Origin of the sequence: Sorangium sp. So ce887, assembly GCF_051521455.1 — a bacterium.
Taxonomy (GTDB): Bacteria; Myxococcota_A; Polyangia; order Polyangiales; family Polyangiaceae; genus Sorangium.
In genome coordinates this window covers 2,502,759-2,524,735 of the sequence record NZ_CP150354.1, presented here as the reverse complement: position 1 = coordinate 2,524,735, position 21,977 = coordinate 2,502,759, and the positions used below count along the sequence as shown (strand labels likewise).

Sequence of the window (21,977 nt, the reverse complement as noted above, 5' to 3'; positions counted from 1 at the left end):
CGCGACGTGGGTCGAGGGCATGCATCGTCTCCCCCCGGATGGCTCGGGTTGGCTGCCGGCTCCCGGCGGGGCCACCGGCGGCTCCGACCCCGGGCAGCTCTGCTATAGACAGCCTCTATGGCCAGCACCGACGCACAGCCCCCGAACGGCGACTACCTGGACCGGTTGATGCGAAGGAGCTCCTTCGAAGCCCTGTGGCCCTTGTTCGCAAAGGCGACAAAGCCCGCCAAGGAAATGACCGAGAGCTACTCTGCCCTCTGCCACCTTCGGCCCCTCCTGCCAAAGGGCCGCCCATGTCGCGTCATTCACGTCGGGGACGGGGCCCACGCGAGGACCGGAGCCCTCTTTTCGCTGAAGAGCGAGGCGGACAACATCAGCGTCGATCCTCTGCTCAACGTGGGCTTGGTGGAGGCGTGGCGCGATCGCTTCGGGGTCCGGCGCCTGGCGTGGCTCAAGGCCAGCATCGACGACGTCGCGGATCAGCTCAATGCCCTGCCCCCGATGCCGGTGTTCGTCACGTTCGTCCACGCCCACGTGCACATGGACAGGGTGCTCGATCGGCTGCGCTGGGACGCGGCCTTCACCCTCGCTTGTTGCTTACCCGGCCACCAGCTCACGCGGACGCGCGTACCGCTCAAGGAGGGCATGGATCCGAGCGTGCTGTCCACGGGACGCCAGTACCAGGTGGTGGTGAACCCCGACGCCTCGGTATCCTAGCCTCTCCGGGCCACTTCGTCGGTCGGGCGAACGGTGAAGGTCCGCTGCAATCTTGCGCCCCGAGCGCCATGTGCTCTCTGTCAAAGGCACTTTTCGGGTGCAGAAGCCGCTGACCGTTCGACGAGACTCCGCTAATGAGAAAGTCCTGAGGCCACGGGGATGCCGCACGCGCCTCCCTGAAGTGGCATCACGTCGTCATGCGCAAGACAGCACCCCCCGAAGCCGCACGCACCTGGTTGAAAATTCAAGCGCTCGTCGCGTCGCTCGCCGCACTCACCGTGGCCGTGTCGTGCTCCCCGCGCGATCCGAGCCCTCCCGTGGACGCCACGGCAGCGGGGAGCGGTGGCCAGGGGGGAAGCGGAGGCAGCGCGACCGCGGGATCGGGTGGCGGATCGTCGACGTCGAGCGGCGGCGCGCTGGGCGGGGGCGGGGGCGGGGGCGGGGGCTCGCCGAGCGAGCCACGCCCCACGGTGACCGCCGATCCGGGCACGGAGCTCGTCAGGATCGACACGGACGTGCTCCACCAATCTTTCGAGGGCTGGGGCACGAGCTTGTGCTGGTGGGCCCATCACGTGGGCGGATGGGACGAAGCCAAGCGCAATGCCGTGGTCGAAGCGGTCGTCGATCCGGTGCGTGGCCTCGGCTACAACATCTTCCGCTACAACATCGGTGGAGGAGAGAATCCGTCCCACGAGCACATGGAGCGGCATCGCGAGATGCCGGGGTTCCAGGACGCCGACGGGACCTTCACGTGGGAGAACGACGCCAACCAGCGCGCCATCCTCTTGCGCATTGCAGAGCGCGGAGAGAATCTGATCTTCGAGGCGTTCTCCAATTCTCCCCCGTACTGGATGACGAGCAGCGGCTGCGCCTCGGGCAGTCGCACGGGCGGAGACAACCTCAAAGCGGACCACTACGACGACTTCGCCCACTACCTCACGGAGGTCGTGCGTCACTACAGGGACGAGCACGCGATCACCTTTCGCACGCTGGAGCCGTTGAACGAGCCTTACGCCAACTGGTGGAAATCGAACGGCTCCCAGGAAGGTTGCCACTTCGACCGGGCGAGTCAGGAGAAGATCATCCAGGAGGTCGCCAAACAGCTCACCAGCAAGGGCCTCGGCGATACGGTGGTCAGCGCATCGGACGAAAACAGCATGGATGATGCCGTCCAGAACCTCCGCGCGTTCGGCTCGGGGACGCTCGCCGCTTTCCAGCAGATCAACGTCCACTCCTACGCGGGCAGCCGGCGCAAGGAGCTCCGGCAGCTGGCGACCGAGCTCGGCAAGCGGCTGTGGCAATCTGAATCGGGGCCGCTCGGGCAGAGCCTGAGCGACGACACGGACGCGGCGCTGTTCATGGCGGAGCGCATCATCCGGGATCTGCGTGAGCTCAGGCCGGAGGCCTGGGTGGATTGGCAGTCGGGCGATCCGGCGCGCAGCTGGGCGAGCTTCACGCTGAACGACGGCGAGCAGTCCTACACCCCCATCAAGCGCTTTTACATGCATGCCGGCTTCAGTCGTTACATCCGGCCCGGCGCAACCATCGTCGACGTCGACAGCGAGGACATGGTGGCTGCGGTCAGCGCCGACGGCAGCTCTCTCACGCTCGTGGTCCGCAACGGCGATCGCAGCGCAAGCCGCGGCTATACGCTCGATCTCACCCGGCTCCCCACGGTCGGCCGCGCGGCGGAGGTGCACCGCACCTCGCGCACGGAGGACCTCGAGCGGCTCCCCGACATGGCGATCGAGGACTATCGCCTGGCGGTCACGATCCCGGCCTTTTCCATCACCACCTTCGTCATCCCGATGCCTTGATTTCCCCCTGAAGGGACCTGCCTCGGGCCCCTCGCACGCATGACCGCCTCGCGCGGCGCCCGCGTGCGCGCCGATGCGCAATGTGAGCCGCAATTTCAGCTGGTGCGGTGCTCGTTCGTGTCCGAGAGGCCCGCGCAGCTCATCCAGGGGGTGCCCGCGGTCACGTGGGCGCTCCACGTCATCGCCGGCCGTTCGTTTTTGGCCGCGGGCAACAGCGATAGTGCTTGCTGCGCCCGGCCGCGTAGCGGGGCTGGACGGCGTCCTGCACCGCCGGCGCCTCGCTCCCGCCGGCCGCCCAAGCCCGTGACGTCGAGGATCACGATGTGCGCCGTTGGGTGCTCGACTCCCTGCAAGATCGTGTGCAGCACGGCGCTCGAAGTCGATGACGACGACGCCTCGTGAGACCAGAGCCCGCCGCCCTCGGGTACCCGGACGCCACCTCCGCCCCCGCGCGTCTCCGCGGTGCCGCCTACAGCGATCCGTCGCGTTGCGCTCCGCATGGAAGCTCTCTATGCTCTGTCCATGCGGTGGTCACAGCGATTGCTTGCAATTTCCGTCGTGAGCTATCTCGGCTGTGAAGCGAGCGACCCGGAGGCAAGCGTCAGCGCCGGCGGTACGGATGTTTGGGACGTCTCGAGCGGCACCGGAGGCTCGGGCGGCACCGGAGGCTCGGGCGACGCCCGGGACCCGAGCTTCGGTGCGGGCATCCATGCGGAGGAAAAGTTCGATCCCATCCCGCTCGAGGGCCTCACGCCCTGCGCAGAGCGCCCGGTGTTCTGCGAAGCTGGAGACACTTCCGCAGACGCCGCGACGAAGCACCTGCTGGAGATCGGCAAGGATTGCGTCATCGCTCTTGGCTTTCCGTGCGGCCCTGAGATCGCGGTCAAGTTCGATGAGATGGGCTGCGCCGTCGGAACACAGAATCCTGACGACATCGACGCGAGGGCGGCGTCGTGCGTCATCGAGGCCATCACGGCGGAGCGATGGGCTTGCGCCACGGGCATGGTCGTGCGCGCGGGCGCCTGGACTTGTGAATGACCGGCGCTCGTCTCGACACGCCGCCCCGGGCTCATGACCGTTCGTCCTCGTGGCACACTCCGTAGCAATCCATGACGGATTGCGCCACCGCGCTCGTGCGCCAGATGCGCCATCCAGCGGTTCTGTTCAACTCCGCCCTGGCGCGCCGGTTGCTTTGCCTCGACCGAATGAACCAGACCTCACCCGTCGTTGCGCTTGCATTCATGTCTCTCGTCCCCCTCTGCATGACGCTCGCGTGCGGGCCCGATGAGACTTCTCCACCCGGCACCACGAGCAACAGCGGCGAGCCGACGAGCCCAGAGCAGCCGTCCGCCTGCGAGCCCCGACAGGCCGGGATCTCGGCTGATTTCGAGCTCATCGTCGAGGATTGGCCGGACGAGAGATCCGATGCCTACGATTACATCATGGCGGCGCCATGTCAGGTGGAGGAAGCCAGCCCGACAACACGCTACCTTGCCTGCACGGACGAAGACGGCGCCGTGCACGGCGTGACGATCACGCTCCCCGGTCCCCACATCATCGGTGCCGTTCCCGAGAGCGGTCCCGTGTTCGTGCGGGCGGCGCGCTACACGGATTACAGTCCTGTCGTTGACTACCAATGGTTCGAGGTGCGCGCCGGCTCCGACGTCACGGGCGCGCTGCTCGCGGGCGGCGTCCGAGGTCCCAACCTGATACCCTATTCGCCCGTCGAGAGCTATTTTGCGCCGATCAGGATGGCGATGGGCGCCGAAGAAGGATGCCCCGAAGAGACCCAGAATGTATGCGTGAGCCACCGCAGAGCACGGATCGACTTCTGGATCGACGAGCTGCCAGCCGGCTCGGTCCTCGACGGGCACGAAGGTGAGCTGGGCGCGAGCGGGGCATATCGTGCGATCGTGGGCGCGAGCGTGGACCACTCCATGATAGGCGACTCGAACTTGTGCACCGGTGACGACCCGGATTACCTTGACGATTTTCGCATCCTGATCGGAGCAAGAGCGCCCGAGGGATCCGACGGCACCCCGCTGGTGCTGGACTGAGCGTGGGCGTCCACAGTCCGAGCCTGCAGGGCAAGCGGCCGTACTGGCCCTCGGCGATGCTGCGCCGGTCGAGTTTGCCCGACGCTCAGGCCCATCCTGTCGCGTCGCTACCGGTCCTGCGTGGCTGGGCGCCGGCGCGCATGGGCCGACTCACCCCCAGGTGACGCGCTACTCCCGCCAGCGCTCGAGGAGCTCGCGGGCGGAGCCGCCGCGCTCGAGGCGGGCGCGCGTCACGGCGCCGCCGGGGGCGATGTCGATGATGAACTCGAGCGTCGGGTCGCCGCGGAGGTGATAGCGGAGGTCGGCGACGCGCACGGTGGTCCCGCCTCCCTCGGCGGGGGCGTGGCGGACCACGGGGAAGCGAGCCCAGGCGAGCGCCTCGCGCACGGTGGGGACGGCCATGACGTGGGCGGGGACAGGGCCGCTGGGCGCGCGCGCGACCCGGCGCTCCTCGATCGGCGCGCCGCCGAACAGGGCGACCGTGCCGGCGGCGTAAGCGTCCTCATGCGTCGCGATGAAGCGCCATGTCGTCACGCCGAGCATCGCGGGGAAGACGGCGACGCGTTGCGCCTCGGGGTGGGCGGCGGCGACGCGGGCGACGAGGACCTGCTGCGCCGCGATCCGGCCGCCGACGTACACGGCGGCGACGGCGGCGCCGGCGAGGATTGCGCGCCGCCAGCGCGCCGGCCGGCGCCACGCGACGAGCGCGCCGAGAGCGAGCGGCAGCGTGACGAGCGGGTCGAGCACGCCGGTCCAGTCGAGCGTCAGGCGCGCGTCGGAGAGCGGGAGCAGCAGGCGCGTCCCCCACCCGGTCCAGAGATCCGGCAAGAGGTGCGCGAGAGCGACCGAGAGCACGCTGAAGGCGTAGACCGGGCCGATCCGCGCCCGCCGCCCGAGGACGAGCCAGGCGATCCCGGCCGCCACCGCCGCCACCATCGGCGCGAAGAGGAGCGCGTGCGACGGCCCCCGGTGCGCGCGCAGCGTGCGCAGCACCGCGTCCCCCGCCGGCCAGAGGTAATCGAGATCCGGCAGCTCGGCGGCGATCACGCACGCGAGGAGCACGGTCCGGTCGGTCGGCGACGCGCGCCCCTGGCCGGGCGTGACGTCGGGGCGACGAATCGCGCCGACCGCCAGCCCGAAGAGCCCGTGCGTGAGCGAGTCCATGCCCGTCGCTAGCTATCTCCTGGAGCCGGGCGAGGGCAAGGCCATCCCGCGCGACGAACACCCTTTCCGAGGGCCGGGCCGATCGGCAAGACCGCCTCGCGACCAGGGGCGAACTGGATGGGATGAGGCCTCATAGGAACGTGGCGTCCGCAAGGTCGATCCTGCTGGTTCCCGCACCTGCCGACCGTGGCCGCGCAACCGGACACGTCGGAGGAGCTCGGCGGTCGCCCGGCGAGGGTGGCACCGTGCTCGCGCGCCTCCAGGCGCTTCGCCCCGCTGCGCGGGCGCCTTGGGCGGCCTGGACCCGCGCTGCGCGCGGTGCCTGCACGGTGGCGTGGGCGACGGCGGAGGGGCGCTCCGCTTGAGGCTCGAGCTGATGTGTTACGCGAGATTCGTCGCTTCGCGATCTCTCGCCATCATGGCGGCGCCCCCGACGTCATTCGGTATCCCAGTCGCAGCGTAGGAAATGGCGCTGCTGCCGGAAGATCAATACCGCGTGCCTGCCGCGAATGCCGATATGAAACTGCCGCCTGTCAGCGTCCGCGCGCTTGCGAAGTGCAAGTACTTGCTGTCCGGCCATGCGCCAGAAGGTCGGCTCCAGGTAGGCTGGGGCTGGTTCGTCCTGCTCCGAGTAGGCGATCGCGACGAGCTCGCCCTCGCCGCCGTAGTTGACGATCAGCGTGACGCGCGTATTCGAACAATGAATGCTGTACGTTGCCTGAGCGAGGCGCGGCCAAGCCAGTACTCCGAAAGCAACGAGGAGCGCGCTGAGCAGCTGATTCACGGGTCGCAAGTCATCAAGCTCCGTGCCGCAGATCGATGACGCAATTCACGCGCGCGGACGGCTCGCCGCGTGCGTGAGCAGCCACCGCCCGTGGCGAAGCAACCACGCGTCCGCCGCGGTCGGTGAAGCCGAAGTCGACCGCACCGAGGGAGAAGGCAGCCCAAACGGCGCCTGGGACCTCCATGGCCCAGACGAGGTCGCGCCGGAGCGACTCGGGGTGCTCCTCGGCGCTTCGGGGCGCCGCAGGAGCCCGGCGTACCAGCTGCCGGTGGCTGTCTTGGCCGCATACCATGCGCTGCGCGAGGAGGAGGAAGAGCCCCCGAGACAGCCCGAAGCCGTCCCGGCGCCCTCGCCCTGGGCGGGCGGCACGCCGTGAACCCGCCCCGGTGGGCTGGCGCCTCCACCAAAAGATGGGTCGCACCCATCTCCGCGCTGGACGTGCCTCCACCAAAAGATGGGTCGCACCCGTCTCCCGGTGAACGCACCTCCAAGAAAACATGGGTCGCACCCATCTCCCGGTGGACGCGCCTCCAAGAAAAGATGGGTCGCACCCATCTCCCGGTGGACGTGCCTCCAAGAAAAGATGGGTCGCACCCATCTCCCGGTGGACACGCCTCCAAAAAAAGATGGGTCGCACCCGTCTCCCGGTGGACGCGCCTCCAAGAAAAGATGGGTCGCACCCATCTCCCGGTGGACACGCCTCCAAAAAAAGATGGGTCGCACCCATCTCCCGGTGGACACGCCTCCAAAAAAAGATGGGTCGCTGCCAACCGTTCCACCGCGCCGCCGTCCCCATCCGCGAGCGCACGTACTCGATCGCCCGCTCGCGCGGCTCGCTGCGCGCGAACAGCGCCGCGAATCGCGCAGGAAATCCCTCAACCCAAGACAGCCCGCGCCCCGCGCGCCGCCCTCACGGCGGCGCGATGAACCCCGCCGGCCCCGCCACGGCGGGGGACCGGTCGCCCCGGTAGCGCTCGAGCAGCGCGCGCCGGTCCTCCGTCCACCCGTTCTTCGGCGACGCCGCCTGCACGAGCGCCTCCAGCGCGAGCCGGCGCAGCCGCGGATCGTCGCTCCCCCGCAGCGCTTCCTCGAGGGGCGACGGGTACACGCAGCCCTGCACCGCCGCCATCGCCGCGACCATCGCGTCGTGGTGCAGGAGATCCCGCCGGCCGAGCTCGGAGAGCGCCTGCCCGAGCTCCCGCCACTGCAGCAGGCGGGCCGCGAGACCGAGGTACTGGGGCACGGCCAGGGCGTCCGCCTTCAGCACGGCGAGGAGCCCCTCGCCGACCGCCAGGTGGTGCCGCGCGGCATAGGCGCCGAGCCGCGCCGAGAGCACCGGCAGGAACGCCACGAGGTGGCGACGCCTCGGCGAGAGCTCCCGGAGCCGCGCCACGACGGCCGCGACCTCGTCCGGCTGCATCCGGGCGAGCACGGCCGCCAGCGCCTCGGACGCCTCCTCGGGCGCCGGCGCGTCCAGGTGCGCGAGCAGCCGGAGGAAGAGCGCGCGCTGCTCGTCCCGGAGCGGCAGCTGCGCGGCGCGCCGGAGCAGGTCGAGCCGCGCCTCCGGCTCCGCCCGCCCGAGGATCGCGGCGAGCAGGCCCACGACGCGCTGCTCGGCCTCGGTCGAGAGCCTGCCGAGCGGGAGGTCCGCGAGCTTCGAGGCCACGATCCAGTCGGGATCCTGGACGGCGCGGCCAAAGACGTCCCAGGTCTCGGGCTTGTCGAGGTGGTCCCAGAGCGCCCGGAGCAGCGCGATCCGCACGTCGCGGTGGGTCTTCGGGCCGTCCAGCCGGAGCAGGTCCCGGTGGGCGTCGTCGCCGCCCATCTCGCCAAGCAGGCGCACGACCTCCTTGGCCACGGTCACCTTCGTGGTCGGCACCGCCCGGAGCTCGGCGAGCACCCGGTCCCGGGGCATCTCGGCGAACGCCTTCCGGAGCGCGTAGATGGCCCACCGCGCGCGGTCGTCGCCCAGGCACTCGATCAGGACGGGCACGCCCTGGCCGGCGTCGAGCCACGGCAGGCCCCGGATGGCCATCTCGCGCAGCGGCGGCCTCGGATCCGCGGCGAACGGGGTGATCGCCGAGGCGTCGACGTACGCGAGCCGGACCAGCGCGGAGACGGCGAACCGCAGCGTGGGGACGTCGCACGCCTCGTCCGCGAGCAGCGCGCGCAGGCCGGCCGCGTACCGCTCCTGCTGCCGCGCCGTCCAGCGGCCGTGGCCCGCGCCGAAGTCGAGCACCCAGCGCGTCCGGCCCGTCGCGAACCTGCCCGTCATGGGCCGGCCGTCCAGCAGCGGGTCGAGGAGATCCTGGCGCTTCCAGCTCACGTGCCGGGCGACGTCGCCGATCAGGACGAAGCTCGCGTCGTCGCGCAGGAGCGCGGGCACGAGCCGCGCGAACCGCGGCCGATCGTGGGCGCGGAGGAGCGCCAGCGCGCCGGCCGCGACGCCGGCGAACGGGAGCTCGCGGGACAGCCGCTCGAGCGCCTCGAGCAGCGGCACGACGACCCCGAGGCGGATGCCGAGGCTGTGGGCGAGCGAGAGCACCGCCCCCGCCCGCTCGCGGGTGCACCACGCGCCCGCGAGCTGCGCGAGCGCGGGGGTGAGCCGCTCGGCCTCGGCCCTCGTCAGCCCCTCCCCGAGCCCCGCCGTCGAGACCGAGCCGCGCACGGCGAGGATCCGCGCGATCCAGCGGGCGCCCCACGCGCCGTCGACGCGGAACAGCCGCACCACGAGCCGCTCCACGGCCGAGGCCGTGGCCTGGGACAGATCCGCGGCGTCGAGCGCGTCCTGCGCCACGGCGCCCACCGCCTCGAGGTGCTCCGGCCCGAAGCGGGCGAGCGGGAGCGCGGCGAGGGCGCCGATCATCGCGCGCCGCACCGGATCCTGCTCGAACTTGCGGGCGCGCACGGTCGCGAGGGCGTCCGCGAGCGCGCCCCGATCGTGCAGGACGCTCGCGAGGAGCAGCGCCTGCGCCTTCGCGCGCTCGTCGCCCTCGGGGTGCCCGAGGAGCGGCGCAAGGACCGTCCTGGCCTCGGCGAACGGCAGGAGGCGCGCGTAGCTCATCCGCCGGTCCGGCCTGGCGACGAGCGCGGGGCAGTCGACGAGGTGCCGCCGCGCCTCGCGCTCGCGCAGGTCGGCGGGCAGGGCGTCGAGCACCTCGGGCGCGATCGAGCCGTCGGCGGCCTGCGCGGCGCGCGACCAGCGCTCGAAGGCTCGCTCCCGGATCGCCTGCTCCTCGGCGGACTCGGCCGTCACGTAGCGGAACAGGAAGGCGCCGAAGCCCCCTCGCCCGCCGAGGAGGAAGGCCCGGAGGACCGCCCTCTGGTCGTCGGGACGCAGCCGCAGGAACCACCGCGGGCCCCGCTTCCCGTCGCTCAGGGTGCCCCAGGCGTTGCGGATGAGGTAGTCGAGGCGCTCGGCGCCGAGGGCCGGCGCGCCCTTGTCGAAGCTCACGACCGCGAAGGCGCCGGGCGGCCGCGCGGGGCGGCCGCTCTCGTGGCGCGCCTTGAGGAGGTCGAACGTGGCGGCCGGGCGCGCGCGGGCCAGCACGCCGAGGGGGCCGGCGAGGAACGAGGGCTCCTCGCCGAGGTCGAAGAGGGCCCGGATCAGCGGGAGCGCCGCGTCGGGCGCGCGCCGGGCGAGCGGGACGAGCAGCGGCGCGAGGCGGTAGCGCAGCCGGACGTCGAGCGTTCGGGAGCGCGCGATCGCCTCCCCGAACCAGCGCGCCGCCGCCGCGGGGTGCCTGCCGGCCAGCCGCGCGAGGCAGTGCGGACCGCCCGCCTCGTCGAGGGCGTGCCGGTGCGCCGAGACGAGCGGCTCGGAGCCGAACGGGAGCAGATCCACGATCGCCGGATCGCGCCCCTGCTGGATGCGCGCGCCGAGGAAGGCGTCCACGACCCCCTGGCGCTTGCGGCGGGCGAGCTGGGCCACCGTGCGCCGGAGGGCGCGCCGCTCGACGAGGGCGCCGAGCGCCGCGAGCGCCTGCGCGTCGTCGCAGAAGCGGGCCACCATGCGGCCCGCGCGCCGCCGGACGAGGCGGGACGGGTCCGACACGGCCGCGACGACGCGCGCGCCGTCTCCCGAGCCGTACACGGCCATGAGCGCGAGGAGGCGCTCGTAGGCCTGATCGCTGCCCGAGAGCGCGCCGAGGAGCGCCGCGGCATCAGCGTCGCCGCGCGCGGCGGCGCCGCCCAGCGCCACGGCGCGGCGGACGCGGTCGTAGTGGGCAAGCGGCTCGACCTCGGCCAGGAAGGAAGCGATGTCCATGGCGGCGATCCTACCGCCGCGAGGCGCGATCAGGGCAAGGTCGAACGCTCCGCCGCTCCGGGGCCAGGTGCTTTCAAGGCGTTCCCTGGCGCCCGGCGCGCGTCAATTCACGACGGGTACGAACTCCTCGCACGCCTCTTCGATCGCCGTGAGGGCGTTCGTGAGGCCGTCCTCGAGGTGCCCCTCGCAAAGATCCCAGAAGAAGCCACGGTTGTCGGCGGCGAAGGTGTCCACGAGCCGCTGCATGTCCTCGGCCTCGTTCGCGTCCCCATAGGCCCCCTCGCAATCGGTCCTCCCGCCGATGCCGAGGAACACGACGTTCTTTGCGTCGCCCTTCACGGCGACGAGCCGATCGTGGATCGCTTGCGGCTGCTGGCTCGGGACGGGCTGCTCGTCCTCATCGGTGATCGCCACCACCACGAGCAGCGCATCGTCGCGGAGGAAGCCCGCGTTCTCCTCGTTCGAGAACGGCGGCTCCAGCGAGGCGGCGACGGAGGACACGGGCTGCTCGTCGTCGTTGTTGCCGCTGCACTGGACATCGTCCGAGTAAACATCTGCGACGCACTCGAACTCGGCGAGGAGGTCGGTGCTCGAGCTCTCCATCCACGACTTTCCGCTCTGGAACGAACACTCGCCCGCGACGCCGCGCGTGTGGAAATTTGCGGGCTGCGGGCAGGCGTCCAGCACGGCCGCGCGGAAGTCCTGGATGCCGCTGATATCGAGCAGCGCCTGCGCGAAGGCCGGGAACACGACCTCGCGCATCGATTGCTTTTCCTCATTCATGCTCGAGGAGTTGTCGACCGCGAACACGACATCGACGTGCTCGCACCCCGAGCCGGTCGGGCCGTTGCCCCCTGTCCCACCGCTCGCTCCGTTGGCCCCGTTGCCGATGGGACCACCCCCCTGCCCGAAGATGTCACCCCCCTGCCCGAAGACGTCACCCCCCTGCCCTTGGCCTCCGGCGCCCGGGCCTCCGGCGCCCGGCGAGCCGCTGTCCTGGTTTGTGCCCGCGCCCCCGCCGCACCCCACGAGACCCATCGTCCCTGCGCAGAGCGCCGCGCACCATGCCCTGAGCTCCATTCCTCACTCCTTACTTTTTCGGGGCGCCATGCCCTACCCATTCGTTGCAAGGTCCCATGCGATACCGATCGCCGGAACGATGATCGTATCATGCGCGCAGCGCTGGCTCCAGGGGATCGGCCAAGGCCGAGGCCGACGAGCGCTCCTGCCGGGCCTTTGCGCAGACGGAAGAGGGGGATCTCTTCACGCGCTTCACGCGCTTCACGCGCCTCACGCGCTTCACCCGCTTCATCTCCTGAACCGATGAGCTCGACGATCCATGAGCGCAACCGTCGCGCGGTATCGCAGGGCACCAGCACCACCGCGGCGGAGAATTCCTCGCCCGCGTACGTCCTGACGCCCGCGAGCCTCAACGGCATGAAATGCAAGGACACCGGCGACACAAAGGGCTCTTGGTCTTCAAGCCGTCCATGTACAAATCGCAGCGTGTTGCGTCCTGCGATCCGGCGGCGGCGGGCGACAGCTGCGTGGCGCGCGCCAAGGTCTTTTGCTGCAAGTCCTACCGAGCCAGCTCGGACACCCGCCGCCCCTACGTTCGCACGGGAAAGCGGTAGGCTCGAGAAGGCCCTGTTCGTCGCCCGGCGCTAGTCCCATCGCTCCGAGAGGACGGCCCGCATCCGGTCGATCCTGAGCGCTCGCTCGAGGGCGCGGCCCTCGAAGGCGCTGAGGAGGGCGGGCAGCGCCTGCCGGGCCAGCGCCAGCAGCGCGCGGCGGCGGACCTCGGGCTCGAGCCTGCCCTCGGTGACAATCTGGCTGAAGGCGAGGGCGAGGATCGCCTCGTCGCGCATGAGCAGGCTGTACTCGTCGTCCTCGCCGAGGGCCTGGACCTCGGCCGCGTCCACGGCGTTCCAGTGGGCGTTGTCGACCTCCCAGCGGGCGAGGAGCGCGTCGAGGAGCTCGATGGGGCTCGCCTTCGGGTGCTCGTCGCGGAAGTCGCGGAACGCGGTGAGCGTGTCGTGCGCCGTCTCGTTGCCGAAGGGGGCGGTCACGTCGGTGAGCGACCAGAAGAACGGGTCGGCGAGCGCGGCGGCCGCGCGGGGGTGGCAGTCGTCGGGGGAAAGGTCGGGGAGATCGGGCGCTTCGGTCATGGAGAAGGGCTTTCCGTCGGGTGAGGCGCGTGCGCGCGGCGCCCCTACCTTACCGCGCCCGGGCGCCGCGGGTGGCCGCGGCGCGCACCTCCACCATCACTTCCCCTCACTTCCAGCGCCACTTGCCCCGGCCCTTTCCCTTCCCCTTGCCCTTGTGGACGACGATGACCCGGCGGCCGTCGTCGTCATCGTCGTCGTGCACGATCACCGTGGGCTTGACGTTGACCTTCACAGCCCACGCGGTGGCCACCAGGATGGCGATCACCGGCGCGCTCGGGCCGACCACGATCACCGAGCCCGGACGGTAGCCGCAGAGGACCACGTCCGTGTGCCCGCCCTCCTTGAGCACCACCGTGATCTTGGTCGGGTTGACCTTCACGTTCAGCTTGCCCGTGAAGTAAAGCCGATCGGGCCCGGGCGCGAGCACGATGACGTCGGGGCCCGACGCCGTGTGGATGGCCAGCTTGATCTCGCGCTCGCCGATCGCGACCGGCTTGAGGTTGAGATCGAGCACGTAGACGCGCACGTCGCCCGTCTCCTTGTCGGCGACGATCTCCACGATGTCGTCCCCGACGGGCTGGAGCACACCCCCGTTCGGGCCCTTCATGCCGTCGATCTTGGTCGCCTGGCTCTCCTTGGCGCTCTCCTGGAGCTCCCGGGTCCCGCCGCGCGGCACGTGCAGCACCCCCGTGAACGGCTCGCCCTTGACCTTGAACTCGTAGCTCACCTCGGTCAGGTCGTCCTCGAGCGGCGGGATCTTGGCGAGCAGGACACCGCCCGATCTGGGCTCCGGCACGAGCTGCGCCGTCACGGGGGCGCCGTCCTTGCCAGGCACCTTGACCGTGAGGTTGCCCGACACGCCCTCCTCGATCGGCTTCCCCTCGCGGTCCTTCACGAGCACCGTCACCTTGCCGTCCTGGGCCACGGTCATGACCACGGAGCCGGGCTCGTGCTGCTCCACGAGCGCCCAGTTGTCCTCGAGGCTCTCCGCCGTGATCTGCGGCGACTTGCTGCAGGCGGGCGAGACGAGCGCCGTGGAGGCAACCGCGAGCGAGAAGAGCACCGAGCGGAGACAACCCTGGATTCTCATACATCCCTCTTTGGCAAAGCCTTGATCGAGCGCTTCAACGACGACCTCACACCTGCTTGCGGGTCACGGACCAGATGAAGCCGTCGTACCAGAAGTGCATCAGGGCGACGGTCTGCGTGAGCGACCAGAGCGCGCGGTCGTCCGCCGGCGCGAGCTCGGCCCAGACCCCGTACGCGAGGACGCCCCCGAGAAAGGCGGCTACCGCGATCGCCTTGCCGGCCCGGAGCGCGTCGAGGCGCAGCCGCCGGCGGAGGCGGCCGCCCTCCGACCACCAGACGAGCGCGAGGTATTGCACCGCGTGGAACAGGTTCATGATGAAGAAGGCCTGTCCCCAGGGGTTGAACCCCCACGCGTAGATGGAGCAGAGCCCCGTGCTCGCGAACAGCCACACCTTGGGGAACGACACGCGGTAGCCCCGCCTGTACAGGGAGCGGTAAGCGAGCGCGTAATAGACAAGGAACAAGGTGCCTGCGGCGATGACGGCCCGGCTGATGGCGCGATGGTGCGAGTCCATCCGCGCCGGGACAGCGGTGAAGAAGGCGGCGCCCACGTCCTCGAAGGCGTCGAAGCTCTGGACGTGAAGGAGCATCGTCGCGCCGGCCAGGATGGGGCCGACGTAGAGGATCAGGTTGAGCCAGAGATCCAGCCGGCGGCCGAGCGCCGGCGCGTTCCCGGCGCGCGTGTCGTAGATGCGCCCGAGGCCGAACGTCTGGAGCGCCGAGTGGTAGACGTCCCAGAGCACCACGAGGACCGAGACGCAGGCGACGGCCCACATGGACAGCATCATCGCGGCGAACAGGGCGACCGGCGCCACGAGGAAGCGGAGCCGGTACTGCCGGAAGATGTCCGAGTTGCCGTGGCTCCGGAGGAGCACCGCGGCGAGGTGGCCGTGAATGAGCGTCCCGATGAAGAGCCCCGCCCACGTGACCTTCTCCCCGTGAAGCCGGAACCGCGCGTCGGTGAACGGCGTCCCGGCGATCAGCGCGCCGGCGGCCAGCGCGACGAGCGGCGGGAGCAGGAAGAAGGCCCAGTCGTACCAGGGACCGACGATGTAAACCGCCCTGCCCGCGGCGAGGAGCGCCGGAGACGCGGGCTCGGCCCGGGCGCTCATGCGGGACGCTCGACCGGAGCGGGCCGCGGCTCCGGAGCTGCCTGCGAGAAGCCGATCGTCCACCCTTGCACACCGAGATAGTCGACGAGGGACACCAGGAAGAGATTCACCCCCAGCATCTCCAGCGACTCTTCCACGAAGTCGATGAGCGCGTAAACGAGGTTGTTGCTGCCGGCCTGCTCGGTCCAGTACCCGAGCGGCAGCTCCAGGGCGAGGGCGCCGGTGACGTAGAGGCTGCCGGCGAGCAAAAACCGGTTCCTGGTGCCGCGCGGGAGGTGCGCGAGGAACCCGAGGTACGCGATCCCGAACGCCGCCACCACGACGGCCGCCGGGATCACCCAGCTGAAATACAGGACCCCGCCCAGATCGAGCCAGGAGCTCGCCGCTTCATGGATCTCCACGACCTCATCGAGCGAGATGTACAGGAACGCCGCGGCGAGCCCCCACCAGTGCTTCACGAATTGGCCCGCGCGGCGGGCGCCGACGGCGATCGCCGCGAGGGTGAGAGAGCACGCGAATAAAAGACACGATGTGTACCACGTGGGCACATTCTGCTCGTAGCTCAGCGAGAGCAGCGGGACGACGCCGCTGCGGCTACTCAATCGGAGGATCGGCTTGAGCACCTCGACGGCGAGCCCGGCGCCCGCGACGGCCGCCATCAAGGCGAACAGCGCAGTTTGCAGCCTGGCTCTCGGGAGGATGATCTGCATCGACCAAGGAACAGTTACGCGATCCCATCCGCCGCGGTCAATGCGGCTGGCACCCGGCCACGCGGCGCAGGCGCGGCCCGGCGAGCGGACTCAGGATAGCTCACGGGCATCCGATCCGCGCAAGACGGTCAGAGCCAACTGGCGCCTGTCGTTGCGTTCGCCCCTGGGGTCGCGCAGCGCCGCAGGACGCGCGCGCTCAGGGAGCGCGGTAGGACGCGATCTGGCCTTCGAAGCGGTAGTCGCCGCCGTTGGTCCAGAACACGTCCTGACCTTCCGGGGCGATGACGCGCCAGGCGAAGTGCTGGCCGAGCGCGAGCACGACGGTCGTGTTGCCCTCGAGGTCGTGCGCGTTGACGCTGCGGTTCCGGCTCATGTCCGTCGAGAACAGCGTCGAGCCCCGGACGGCCAGCCCCGCCATCGAGCCCCCCTGATGGATCAGCGTCTTTGCCCCACCGGCGATCGGCGCCTTGAACACGCCGCCGTCGCCGGCGTTGGCCCAGTAAACGAACTCCGCGTCCACCGCGATCCCGGTCGGCTCGGCCTCGTTGTCGGCGATGACCGTCACCTCCCCGCCCGACTTCGCCACCCGGTAGACCTTGTTGGTCGATGAGCCGCCGGTCCAGTAGATGTGCTCTGCGTCCTGCGCCAGGTGCTCCGGCTTGCCGGCGTCGGACGCGAGGACGACGGGCTCGCCGCCGTCGAGCGCCATCCTGTAGATGTTGTGTCCGTCGCCGTCGCCGAAATAGAGCGACGACGCGTCGCCGATGAGGCTCAGCAGGTAGCCGACCTCGACCAGCGTCTCCATCTCCAGGGTCGATTTGTTGACGCGCCGGATCGCCGAAGGGATGACCGGATCGTTGTCGCCGCCGCTCGCCCAGTACACGTCGGCGTCGTTGACCCACAGCGCCGTGGGGTCCGGATCCGCCGGGGTCATCGCCTCCGCCTCGGCGGTGCCCCTCTTGACGCGATAGATGAAGCCGTCGTTCGAGTCCGCAGGCGCGGTGTCCTCGGTGCCGCCGCTCGCAAAATAGAGGTAGGCGTCGTCGGCGGCGATCGCCTTCGGGAAATAGTGCTGACTCGCCATCGCCGTCGGCGGGATCATCCCGGCGTAGAAGCTGGAGAGATGCGAGGTCTCGGTGATGACGCCGGCGGGAGAGGCGTCGTGACGCTCCATCTGGGTGAAGTCCTCGGAGCCGGTCGGTGCGGTGAAACCATAGGCGTCGAGGAACGTGTTTTCCCCGAGCTCGGCCTCGAGCTCGACCGTGATCGGCAGCGTGAGCGTGACCGGCTTATCGAACGTCTGCCCCTCCGGGCCGAGGACATACAGGGGCCCCACGGCGCCCTCGCGCGTGACCTCGACGCGCTCGATGGTGAGCTCCGTCGCGGCGCCGACTGCGCCCGGCGGCACTTCGATCTTGAAGCCGTCCTCCGCGGTGAAGATGCCACCCTCAGCGTCGACCGAGAACTGCGGGCTCGCCCCCGGCGTGGCGTCGTTGTCCGCGTCCGTCCCCCCGCACGACGCGCTGCCCAGCACGGTCGCCGCGCACGCCAACACCACGATTGAGGATCTTCTCATCGTCTCGCCTCTCCGCCCTCTCTGCGGGCGGTCGTCGCCGCCCCACCCGCAATGGTTGTCTTGGGCGTGCAGTCGCGCCCCGACTCGCCGGCGGCTCAGGAATCGGCGCGATGGAGGCGACCGGGCGGTGGTGGTCCGATTCGAAGAGGAAGGGAGGAAGAAAAGACGAACGATCTTCCTATCTTGCGGCCTTCATGCGAGTTCTTTCTGAGCCCACGGAACCACGACCGACCGGGCCGCGCGGCCGCTCGGAAGGCGGTATGCGACCTGGTGTGGTGAGCTCCGCGCGCGGCGCGACAGGCCGCTGCCCGCCCTTCAGCGGCCGGGGAGCGGCAGCCCGGCGTGCGCCGAGAGCCGGGCCATCGCGAGCTTCGCGGCGACGAGCGCCTCCTCCGGCGTGCGGCCCGTGGCCGAGAGGTGGCCCATCTTGCGGCCGGGGCGGGCGATCCGCTTGCCGTAGAGGTGGAGCCGGACGCCCGGGATCTCCAGCGCGGCCTCGAAGGCCGGCGACGCGCCGTCCAGCCAGACGTCGCCGAGCAGGTTGACGATCGCGGCGGGGCGGACGACCTCGGTCGAGCCGAGCGGCAGATCGCAGACGGCGCGGACCGCCTGCTCGAACTGGCTCGTCGCGCAGGCGACCTCGGACGCGTGGTAGCTGTTGTGGGGCCGCGGGGCGAGCTCGTTGATGAGCAGGCGGCCGTCCCGGAGCAGGAAGAGCTCGACCACGAGCAGGCCCTCGACGCGCAGGCCGACCGCGAGATCGAGCGCGATCTGCACCGCCTGCCCGGTCACCGAGGCCGAGAGCGGGCCGGGCAGCAGCGACCAGTCGAGGATCTGGTCGCGGTGGTGGTTCAGGGCCGGCGGGTAGACCGCCAGCTTGCCGCTCGGGCTCCGCGCGACGAGCACCGACAGCTCGGCCTCGAGATCGAGCGCCTGCTCGACCACGCAGCGCTGGCCGCCCAGCGACCCGAAGAGCGCCGCCGCCTCGCTCCCGACGTCGCCGTCGCCCGGCGACGCGCCCCCCGAGAGCCGCAGCTGCCCCTTGCCGTCGTACCCGCCGACGCACGACTTCACGAAGCACGCCCCGCCCATGGCGCGCGTCGCATCGAGGAGCTGCGCGCTCGTCGCGACCTCGCGGAAGGGGCCCACCGGGAAGCCGTTGCTCGACAGCCAGCTCTTCTGGACGCCGCGGTCCTGCACCATGGCCAGCACGTCGGCCGACGGGCGCACCGGCGCGAGCCGGGCGGCGGCCGCGAGCGCCTCCGTGGAGATCTTCTCGATCTCGAGCGTCACGACGTCGCACTGCGACGCGAGCTCGGCCGCCTGCGCTGCGTCATCGAACGAGGCGACGAGGCAGCGATCGAGCACCGAGCGGGCCGGGCAGTCCGGGTCCGGGTCGAGGGCGTGGACCTTGTACCCGAGCGTGCGGGCGGCGAGCGCCGTCATGCGGCCGAGCTGACCGCCGCCGAGAATACCGAGCGTAGAGCCGGGAGCGATGGGCATTTCCGGAGGACCTAGGGCGAGGCGGGTGGAGGAGGGGGGTTAAACGATGACCGCGTCGCGGAGGACCGCCGCCTCCTGGGCGCTGCGGAACGCGGCGAGGCGCTCGCGGAGCTCGGGGTGCTTGCCCGACAGGACCGCCGCCGCGAACAGGGCGGCGTTGGCGGCGCCGGGCTTGCCGATCGCCATCGTGGCGACGGGGACCCCCTTCGGCATCTGGACGATCGAGAGCAGCGCGTCCATGCCGTTCAGCGCCGTGGCGGGGATGGGCACGCCGATGACCGGGAGCACCGTCTTCGCGGCGACCATCCCGGGCAGGTGGGCGGCGCCGCCCGCGGCGGCGATGATCACCTCGATCCCGCGCCCTTCAGCCGTGCTCGCGTACTCGAACATCCGGTCCGGCGTGCGGTGCGCCGAGACGACGCGCACCTCGTGCGGGATGCCGAGCTGCGTGAGCAGCTCGCTCGTCACGGCGAGGTGCTCGTAGTCGCTCTTGCCCCCCATGATCACGCCGACCCAGGGCCTCTCGGTCGAGCTCGCTCCCATTTCCGTCGGGGCCCGGCCCTCGCCGGCCCCTCGCTGCGCCATCGTGCTCATCGTTCCACCGATCGCCGACTCATCGATCCATCCATCAACCAACCGAGGCGCGGTGCCCCGGTCAGCGCGTGAGCTGCTCCAGCAGGCTCAGGCTCTCGCGCTCCTCCTCGCCGATCTCGCCGTCGGACGAGATCATCTCGCGCGCGGCCGCCAGGAAGAGCTGCCGGTGCGCGCGGGGGATCTGCATCGGATCGACGTCGTCGGCCACGGGCGGCACATCGAGCCAGCTGCGCACCTCCTTGGCCTCCTCCTCGTCGAGCTGGAGCCGCAGGATCATCTTGCGCACGAACTCGCGCTCCTGCTCGCGCACCTGGAGGTCGGCCCAGGCGAACGAACAGATGAACCGCATCAGCTGGAGGCGTTCTTGCCGAGAGAGCTTGTCGAGCATGGGCGAAGACTCTAGCCCGGATCAGCCGGCGTTTTGTGTGGAAATCGGCTCGCGGTCCGCCGTAAGGGGATCCCCGGCGCGTTCGCCTTCGCCTTCGCCTTCCCGCGCTCGCGCTCCCGCGCTCCCGCGTCTTCCCTGACGCGCGGCTCAGCGGCTCAGCGGCTCAGCGGCTCAGCGGCTCAGCGGCTCAGCGGCTCAGCGGCTCGGCGGCTCCGGCGGCTCGCCCGCTGCGCCCGCTGGTCGCGGCTCAGCGGTACGGGCGAGCGACGCGCGGGCCGCGCAGGAGCGCCGAGAGGTGCAGCTGCGCGTCGAGCAGGTCGCGCAGGGTGGCGGGGTCCTCGAGCGGGGCCGGCACCGTGATCACGATGGCATGCGGGGCGATGCGCAGCGCGTGCGTGCGGGCCCGCAGGCGCTTCACCGCCTCGCGCGCCCGGGGCGAGGCCGCGCGCAGCTGCTCGGGGTCGTCGGGATCGAGCGCCGCATCCAGGGGCGGATCGAGCACCAGCGTGACCTCGGAGCGCTCGGGGTGCGGGCCTCGCTCGAAGCACGTGTCGATGTGGAACGTGGCGCCGTCGAGCTGCGCGTCGCGGATGCGCATGCGGCCGACCTCGAAGCGGCCGTGGACCTCGGCCGCGAACTGCTCCCAGGCCGGGCGCATCCCCGCCATGGGCGTGGGCGGCGGGATGCGCGCGGACGCGGCGCGGATCTCGGCCGCCAGCGCGGCGAGGTGCTCCAGGAACGCGCCGAGCCAGGGCTGGTCGTGGCCGGGCGTGCGGGACCGGACCGACACGTGCTCGTCGTCGAGCCGGACGTCGTCGAAGGCGAGCAGCGCCCGGCGCAGCGGCCCGGCGACGACGGCGCGGACCTGGCCGGGGTCGCGCCCGCGCACGCGGTAGCGACGGCCGAAGCCCTCGTCGTCCTCGGACGCGAGCGCGAGCAGGAAGCGCTTCACGCCGACCTCCAGGTCGAGCCCCCACGACGGCCAGCGCAGCTCGCCGACGATCGCGCCGCTCGACGAGGAGCCCGCGTCGATCCACACGGACGCCGCGCAGCCGGCGAGCGCGCCCGAGAGGCGCAGCTCCAGCGGGTCGAGCGACAGGCCGTGGCGCGCGCCGACCGTGCCCCAGACCCCGCGCCACCGCCCCGAGCCGATCTGCCGGCGCATCGCGCCGAGGCCGGGCGGTCGATCGAAGACGCCGAGCACGAGCGGCGTCGTGTGGACGACGCCGTCCGAGCGCGCGAGCTCGACGCGCACCTCGAGCCCCCAGAGGAGGGCGACCCACCCGGCGTCGAACGACGGCGCGACGGACCGGGGGATCCGGAACCGGAAGGGCAGCTCCCGCCCCTCGTCGCGGCTGTCCGCGCGGCGGAAGGCGGTGAAGCGGTGCGCCTCGGTCGCGCGGTTCGACGCGGCGGGGTCGACGCTGAGGAGCCGCTCGACGCCGACCAGCGAGATCTCGATCCCGCGCACGCTGCGGCCCTGCACGTTGCCGAGCGCCACCGCCCCCGAGATCTCGTCGCCCGGCGCGAAGACCTGATCGTCGAGCGAGACCTCGATGAAGGGGCTGTCGCCGCGCGCCGTGGTGCCCGCGACCGGCGACCGGGCCGGGCGCGTGACGGGGCGCGGCGTGACGAGCACCTCGTACGACTCCTGGACGTCGAGCCACCACGGGATCGCGATGGAGAGCGTGATGCCGTAGCGGATCTCGGCGCGCGTGCCGAGGTACGAGCAGGGCGCGTCGGCCGGGAGCGGGAAGCTCGCGCGGTAGCGTTGCTCGCCCTCCGGGAGCGTCGTCTCTCCCGCGAGGCGGGCGACGAGCGAGAGGAAGTGGGGCGGCACGAGGACGCGCTCCTCGACGCGGGCGACCTGCATGCCCTCCAGGTGGAGCTCGATCGAGTCGACCGGCGTCCTCCCGCGGCTGCGGAGCACGAGCTCGACCTGGACGACGTCGCCCGGGTGGACGGTCCTGGACATCCGGAGCTCGACGTCGGGTCGGCTGCGCATGGAGAGCGGCTCAGCGCGGCGGGCGC

The 21,977-nt window shown here is 71.1% G+C and carries 18 protein-coding genes; 4 read left to right on the top strand and 14 right to left on the bottom strand.

Annotation, left to right across the window (positions count from 1 at the left end; translation table 11 throughout):
- Positions 1-117 precede the first annotated feature (117 nt).
- Entirely contained in the window at positions 118-717 is a 600-nt protein-coding gene (locus WMF36_RS09560) for a hypothetical protein (RefSeq protein WP_437579303.1), read from the top strand.
- A 244-nt stretch (positions 718-961) separates the two neighbouring features.
- On the opposite strand, the gene WMF36_RS09555 is transcribed toward WMF36_RS09560, so the two are convergent.
- Positions 962-1,228, bottom strand: coding sequence for a hypothetical protein (locus WMF36_RS09555; RefSeq protein WP_437582067.1), 267 nt, complete (start codon positions 1,226-1,228; stop codon positions 962-964).
- Here WMF36_RS09555 and WMF36_RS09550 point away from each other — a divergent pair.
- The 3 genes from WMF36_RS09550 (at position 1,188) to WMF36_RS09540 (ending at position 4,591) form a co-directional block, all read left to right on the top strand.
- The gene (locus tag WMF36_RS09550; protein ID WP_437581876.1) at positions 1,188-2,534 is read left to right on the top strand and encodes a glycoside hydrolase family 30 protein; all 1,347 of its coding nucleotides are present in this window, start codon (positions 1,188-1,190) and stop codon (positions 2,532-2,534) included. The genes WMF36_RS09555 and WMF36_RS09550 overlap by 41 nt on opposite strands.
- A gap of 558 nt (positions 2,535-3,092) precedes the next feature.
- Positions 3,093-3,572 (top strand): hypothetical protein, encoded by a 480-nt coding sequence (locus WMF36_RS09545; RefSeq protein WP_437579302.1) that lies wholly within the window; start codon positions 3,093-3,095, stop codon positions 3,570-3,572.
- Positions 3,573-3,643: 71 nt separating this feature from the next.
- Complete coding sequence (locus WMF36_RS09540) at positions 3,644-4,591, top strand: hypothetical protein (protein WP_437579301.1); 948 nt, start codon at positions 3,644-3,646, stop codon at positions 4,589-4,591.
- 168 nt (positions 4,592-4,759) lie between these two features.
- Here the strand turns inward: WMF36_RS09540 and WMF36_RS09535 are convergent, their stop codons facing one another.
- From WMF36_RS09535 to WMF36_RS09475, 13 genes are all read right to left on the bottom strand, one after another.
- Positions 4,760-5,755: a metal-dependent hydrolase gene (locus WMF36_RS09535; RefSeq protein ID WP_437579300.1), complete on the bottom strand. Its 996-nt coding sequence runs from the start codon at positions 5,753-5,755 to the stop codon at positions 4,760-4,762.
- A 436-nt stretch (positions 5,756-6,191) separates the two neighbouring features.
- Entirely contained in the window at positions 6,192-6,539 is a 348-nt protein-coding gene (locus WMF36_RS09530; RefSeq protein WP_437579299.1) for a hypothetical protein, read from the bottom strand.
- A gap of 910 nt (positions 6,540-7,449) precedes the next feature.
- Positions 7,450-10,806 carry a hypothetical protein gene (locus tag WMF36_RS09525; RefSeq protein WP_437579298.1) on the bottom strand — a complete coding sequence of 1,119 codons (3,357 nt, stop codon included), beginning with the start codon at positions 10,804-10,806 and terminating at the stop codon, positions 7,450-7,452.
- A 102-nt stretch (positions 10,807-10,908) separates the two neighbouring features.
- Positions 10,909-11,886 carry a hypothetical protein gene (locus WMF36_RS09520; protein ID WP_437579297.1) on the bottom strand — a complete coding sequence of 326 codons (978 nt, stop codon included), beginning with the start codon at positions 11,884-11,886 and terminating at the stop codon, positions 10,909-10,911.
- Positions 11,887-12,470: 584 nt separating this feature from the next.
- Entirely contained in the window at positions 12,471-12,974 is a 504-nt protein-coding gene (locus tag WMF36_RS09515; RefSeq protein WP_437579296.1) for a hypothetical protein, read from the bottom strand.
- A gap of 106 nt (positions 12,975-13,080) precedes the next feature.
- Positions 13,081-14,064: a hypothetical protein gene (locus WMF36_RS09510; protein ID WP_437579295.1), complete on the bottom strand. Its 984-nt coding sequence runs from the start codon at positions 14,062-14,064 to the stop codon at positions 13,081-13,083.
- A 46-nt stretch (positions 14,065-14,110) separates the two neighbouring features.
- A complete protein-coding gene (locus WMF36_RS09505; protein ID WP_437579294.1) occupies positions 14,111-15,175 on the bottom strand; it encodes a hypothetical protein in 1,065 nt (354 codons plus the stop codon).
- Positions 15,172-15,885 (bottom strand): hypothetical protein, encoded by a 714-nt coding sequence (locus tag WMF36_RS09500; RefSeq protein ID WP_437579293.1) that lies wholly within the window; start codon positions 15,883-15,885, stop codon positions 15,172-15,174. Before WMF36_RS09500 ends, WMF36_RS09505 begins: the two co-directional genes overlap by 4 nt.
- A 196-nt stretch (positions 15,886-16,081) precedes the next feature.
- Positions 16,082-17,461 carry a DUF5050 domain-containing protein gene (locus WMF36_RS09495; RefSeq protein ID WP_437579292.1) on the bottom strand — a complete coding sequence of 460 codons (1,380 nt, stop codon included), beginning with the start codon at positions 17,459-17,461 and terminating at the stop codon, positions 16,082-16,084.
- 315 nt (positions 17,462-17,776) lie between these two features.
- On the bottom strand, positions 17,777-18,964 hold the full coding sequence (gene purK / locus WMF36_RS09490; RefSeq protein ID WP_437579291.1) for a 5-(carboxyamino)imidazole ribonucleotide synthase: 1,188 nt from the start codon (positions 18,962-18,964) through the stop codon (positions 17,777-17,779).
- A 39-nt stretch (positions 18,965-19,003) separates the two neighbouring features.
- Positions 19,004-19,549: a 5-(carboxyamino)imidazole ribonucleotide mutase gene (gene purE, locus WMF36_RS09485; protein WP_437579290.1), complete on the bottom strand. Its 546-nt coding sequence runs from the start codon at positions 19,547-19,549 to the stop codon at positions 19,004-19,006.
- A gap of 70 nt (positions 19,550-19,619) precedes the next feature.
- A complete protein-coding gene (locus WMF36_RS09480) occupies positions 19,620-19,946 on the bottom strand; it encodes a TerB family tellurite resistance protein (RefSeq protein WP_437579289.1) in 327 nt (108 codons plus the stop codon).
- Positions 19,947-20,193: 247 nt separating this feature from the next.
- A complete protein-coding gene (locus WMF36_RS09475) occupies positions 20,194-21,951 on the bottom strand; it encodes a hypothetical protein (protein WP_437579288.1) in 1,758 nt (585 codons plus the stop codon).
- Positions 21,952-21,977: the final 26 nt, after the last annotated feature.

Coding starts and splice junctions, on each gene's coding strand:
- WMF36_RS09560 (WP_437579303.1), top strand. CDS start 118: ATGGCCAGCACCGACGCACAGCCCCCGAACGGCGACTACCTGGACCGG.
- WMF36_RS09540 (WP_437579301.1), top strand. CDS start 3,644: ATGACGGATTGCGCCACCGCGCTCGTGCGCCAGATGCGCCATCCAGCG.
- WMF36_RS09535 (WP_437579300.1), bottom strand. CDS start 5,755: ATGGACTCGCTCACGCACGGGCTCTTCGGGCTGGCGGTCGGCGCGATT.
- WMF36_RS09525 (WP_437579298.1), bottom strand. CDS start 10,806: ATGGACATCGCTTCCTTCCTGGCCGAGGTCGAGCCGCTTGCCCACTAC.
- WMF36_RS09520 (WP_437579297.1), bottom strand. CDS start 11,886: ATGGAGCTCAGGGCATGGTGCGCGGCGCTCTGCGCAGGGACGATGGGT.
- WMF36_RS09515 (WP_437579296.1), bottom strand. CDS start 12,974: ATGACCGAAGCGCCCGATCTCCCCGACCTTTCCCCCGACGACTGCCAC.
- WMF36_RS09510 (WP_437579295.1), bottom strand. CDS start 14,064: ATGAGAATCCAGGGTTGTCTCCGCTCGGTGCTCTTCTCGCTCGCGGTT.
- WMF36_RS09505 (WP_437579294.1), bottom strand. CDS start 15,175: ATGAGCGCCCGGGCCGAGCCCGCGTCTCCGGCGCTCCTCGCCGCGGGC.
- WMF36_RS09500 (WP_437579293.1), bottom strand. CDS start 15,885: ATGCAGATCATCCTCCCGAGAGCCAGGCTGCAAACTGCGCTGTTCGCC.
- WMF36_RS09495 (WP_437579292.1), bottom strand. CDS start 17,461: ATGAGAAGATCCTCAATCGTGGTGTTGGCGTGCGCGGCGACCGTGCTG.
- purK (WP_437579291.1), bottom strand. CDS start 18,964: ATGCCCATCGCTCCCGGCTCTACGCTCGGTATTCTCGGCGGCGGTCAG.
- purE (WP_437579290.1), bottom strand. CDS start 19,549: ATGGCGCAGCGAGGGGCCGGCGAGGGCCGGGCCCCGACGGAAATGGGA.
- WMF36_RS09480 (WP_437579289.1), bottom strand. CDS start 19,946: ATGCTCGACAAGCTCTCTCGGCAAGAACGCCTCCAGCTGATGCGGTTC.
- WMF36_RS09475 (WP_437579288.1), bottom strand. CDS start 21,951: ATGCGCAGCCGACCCGACGTCGAGCTCCGGATGTCCAGGACCGTCCAC.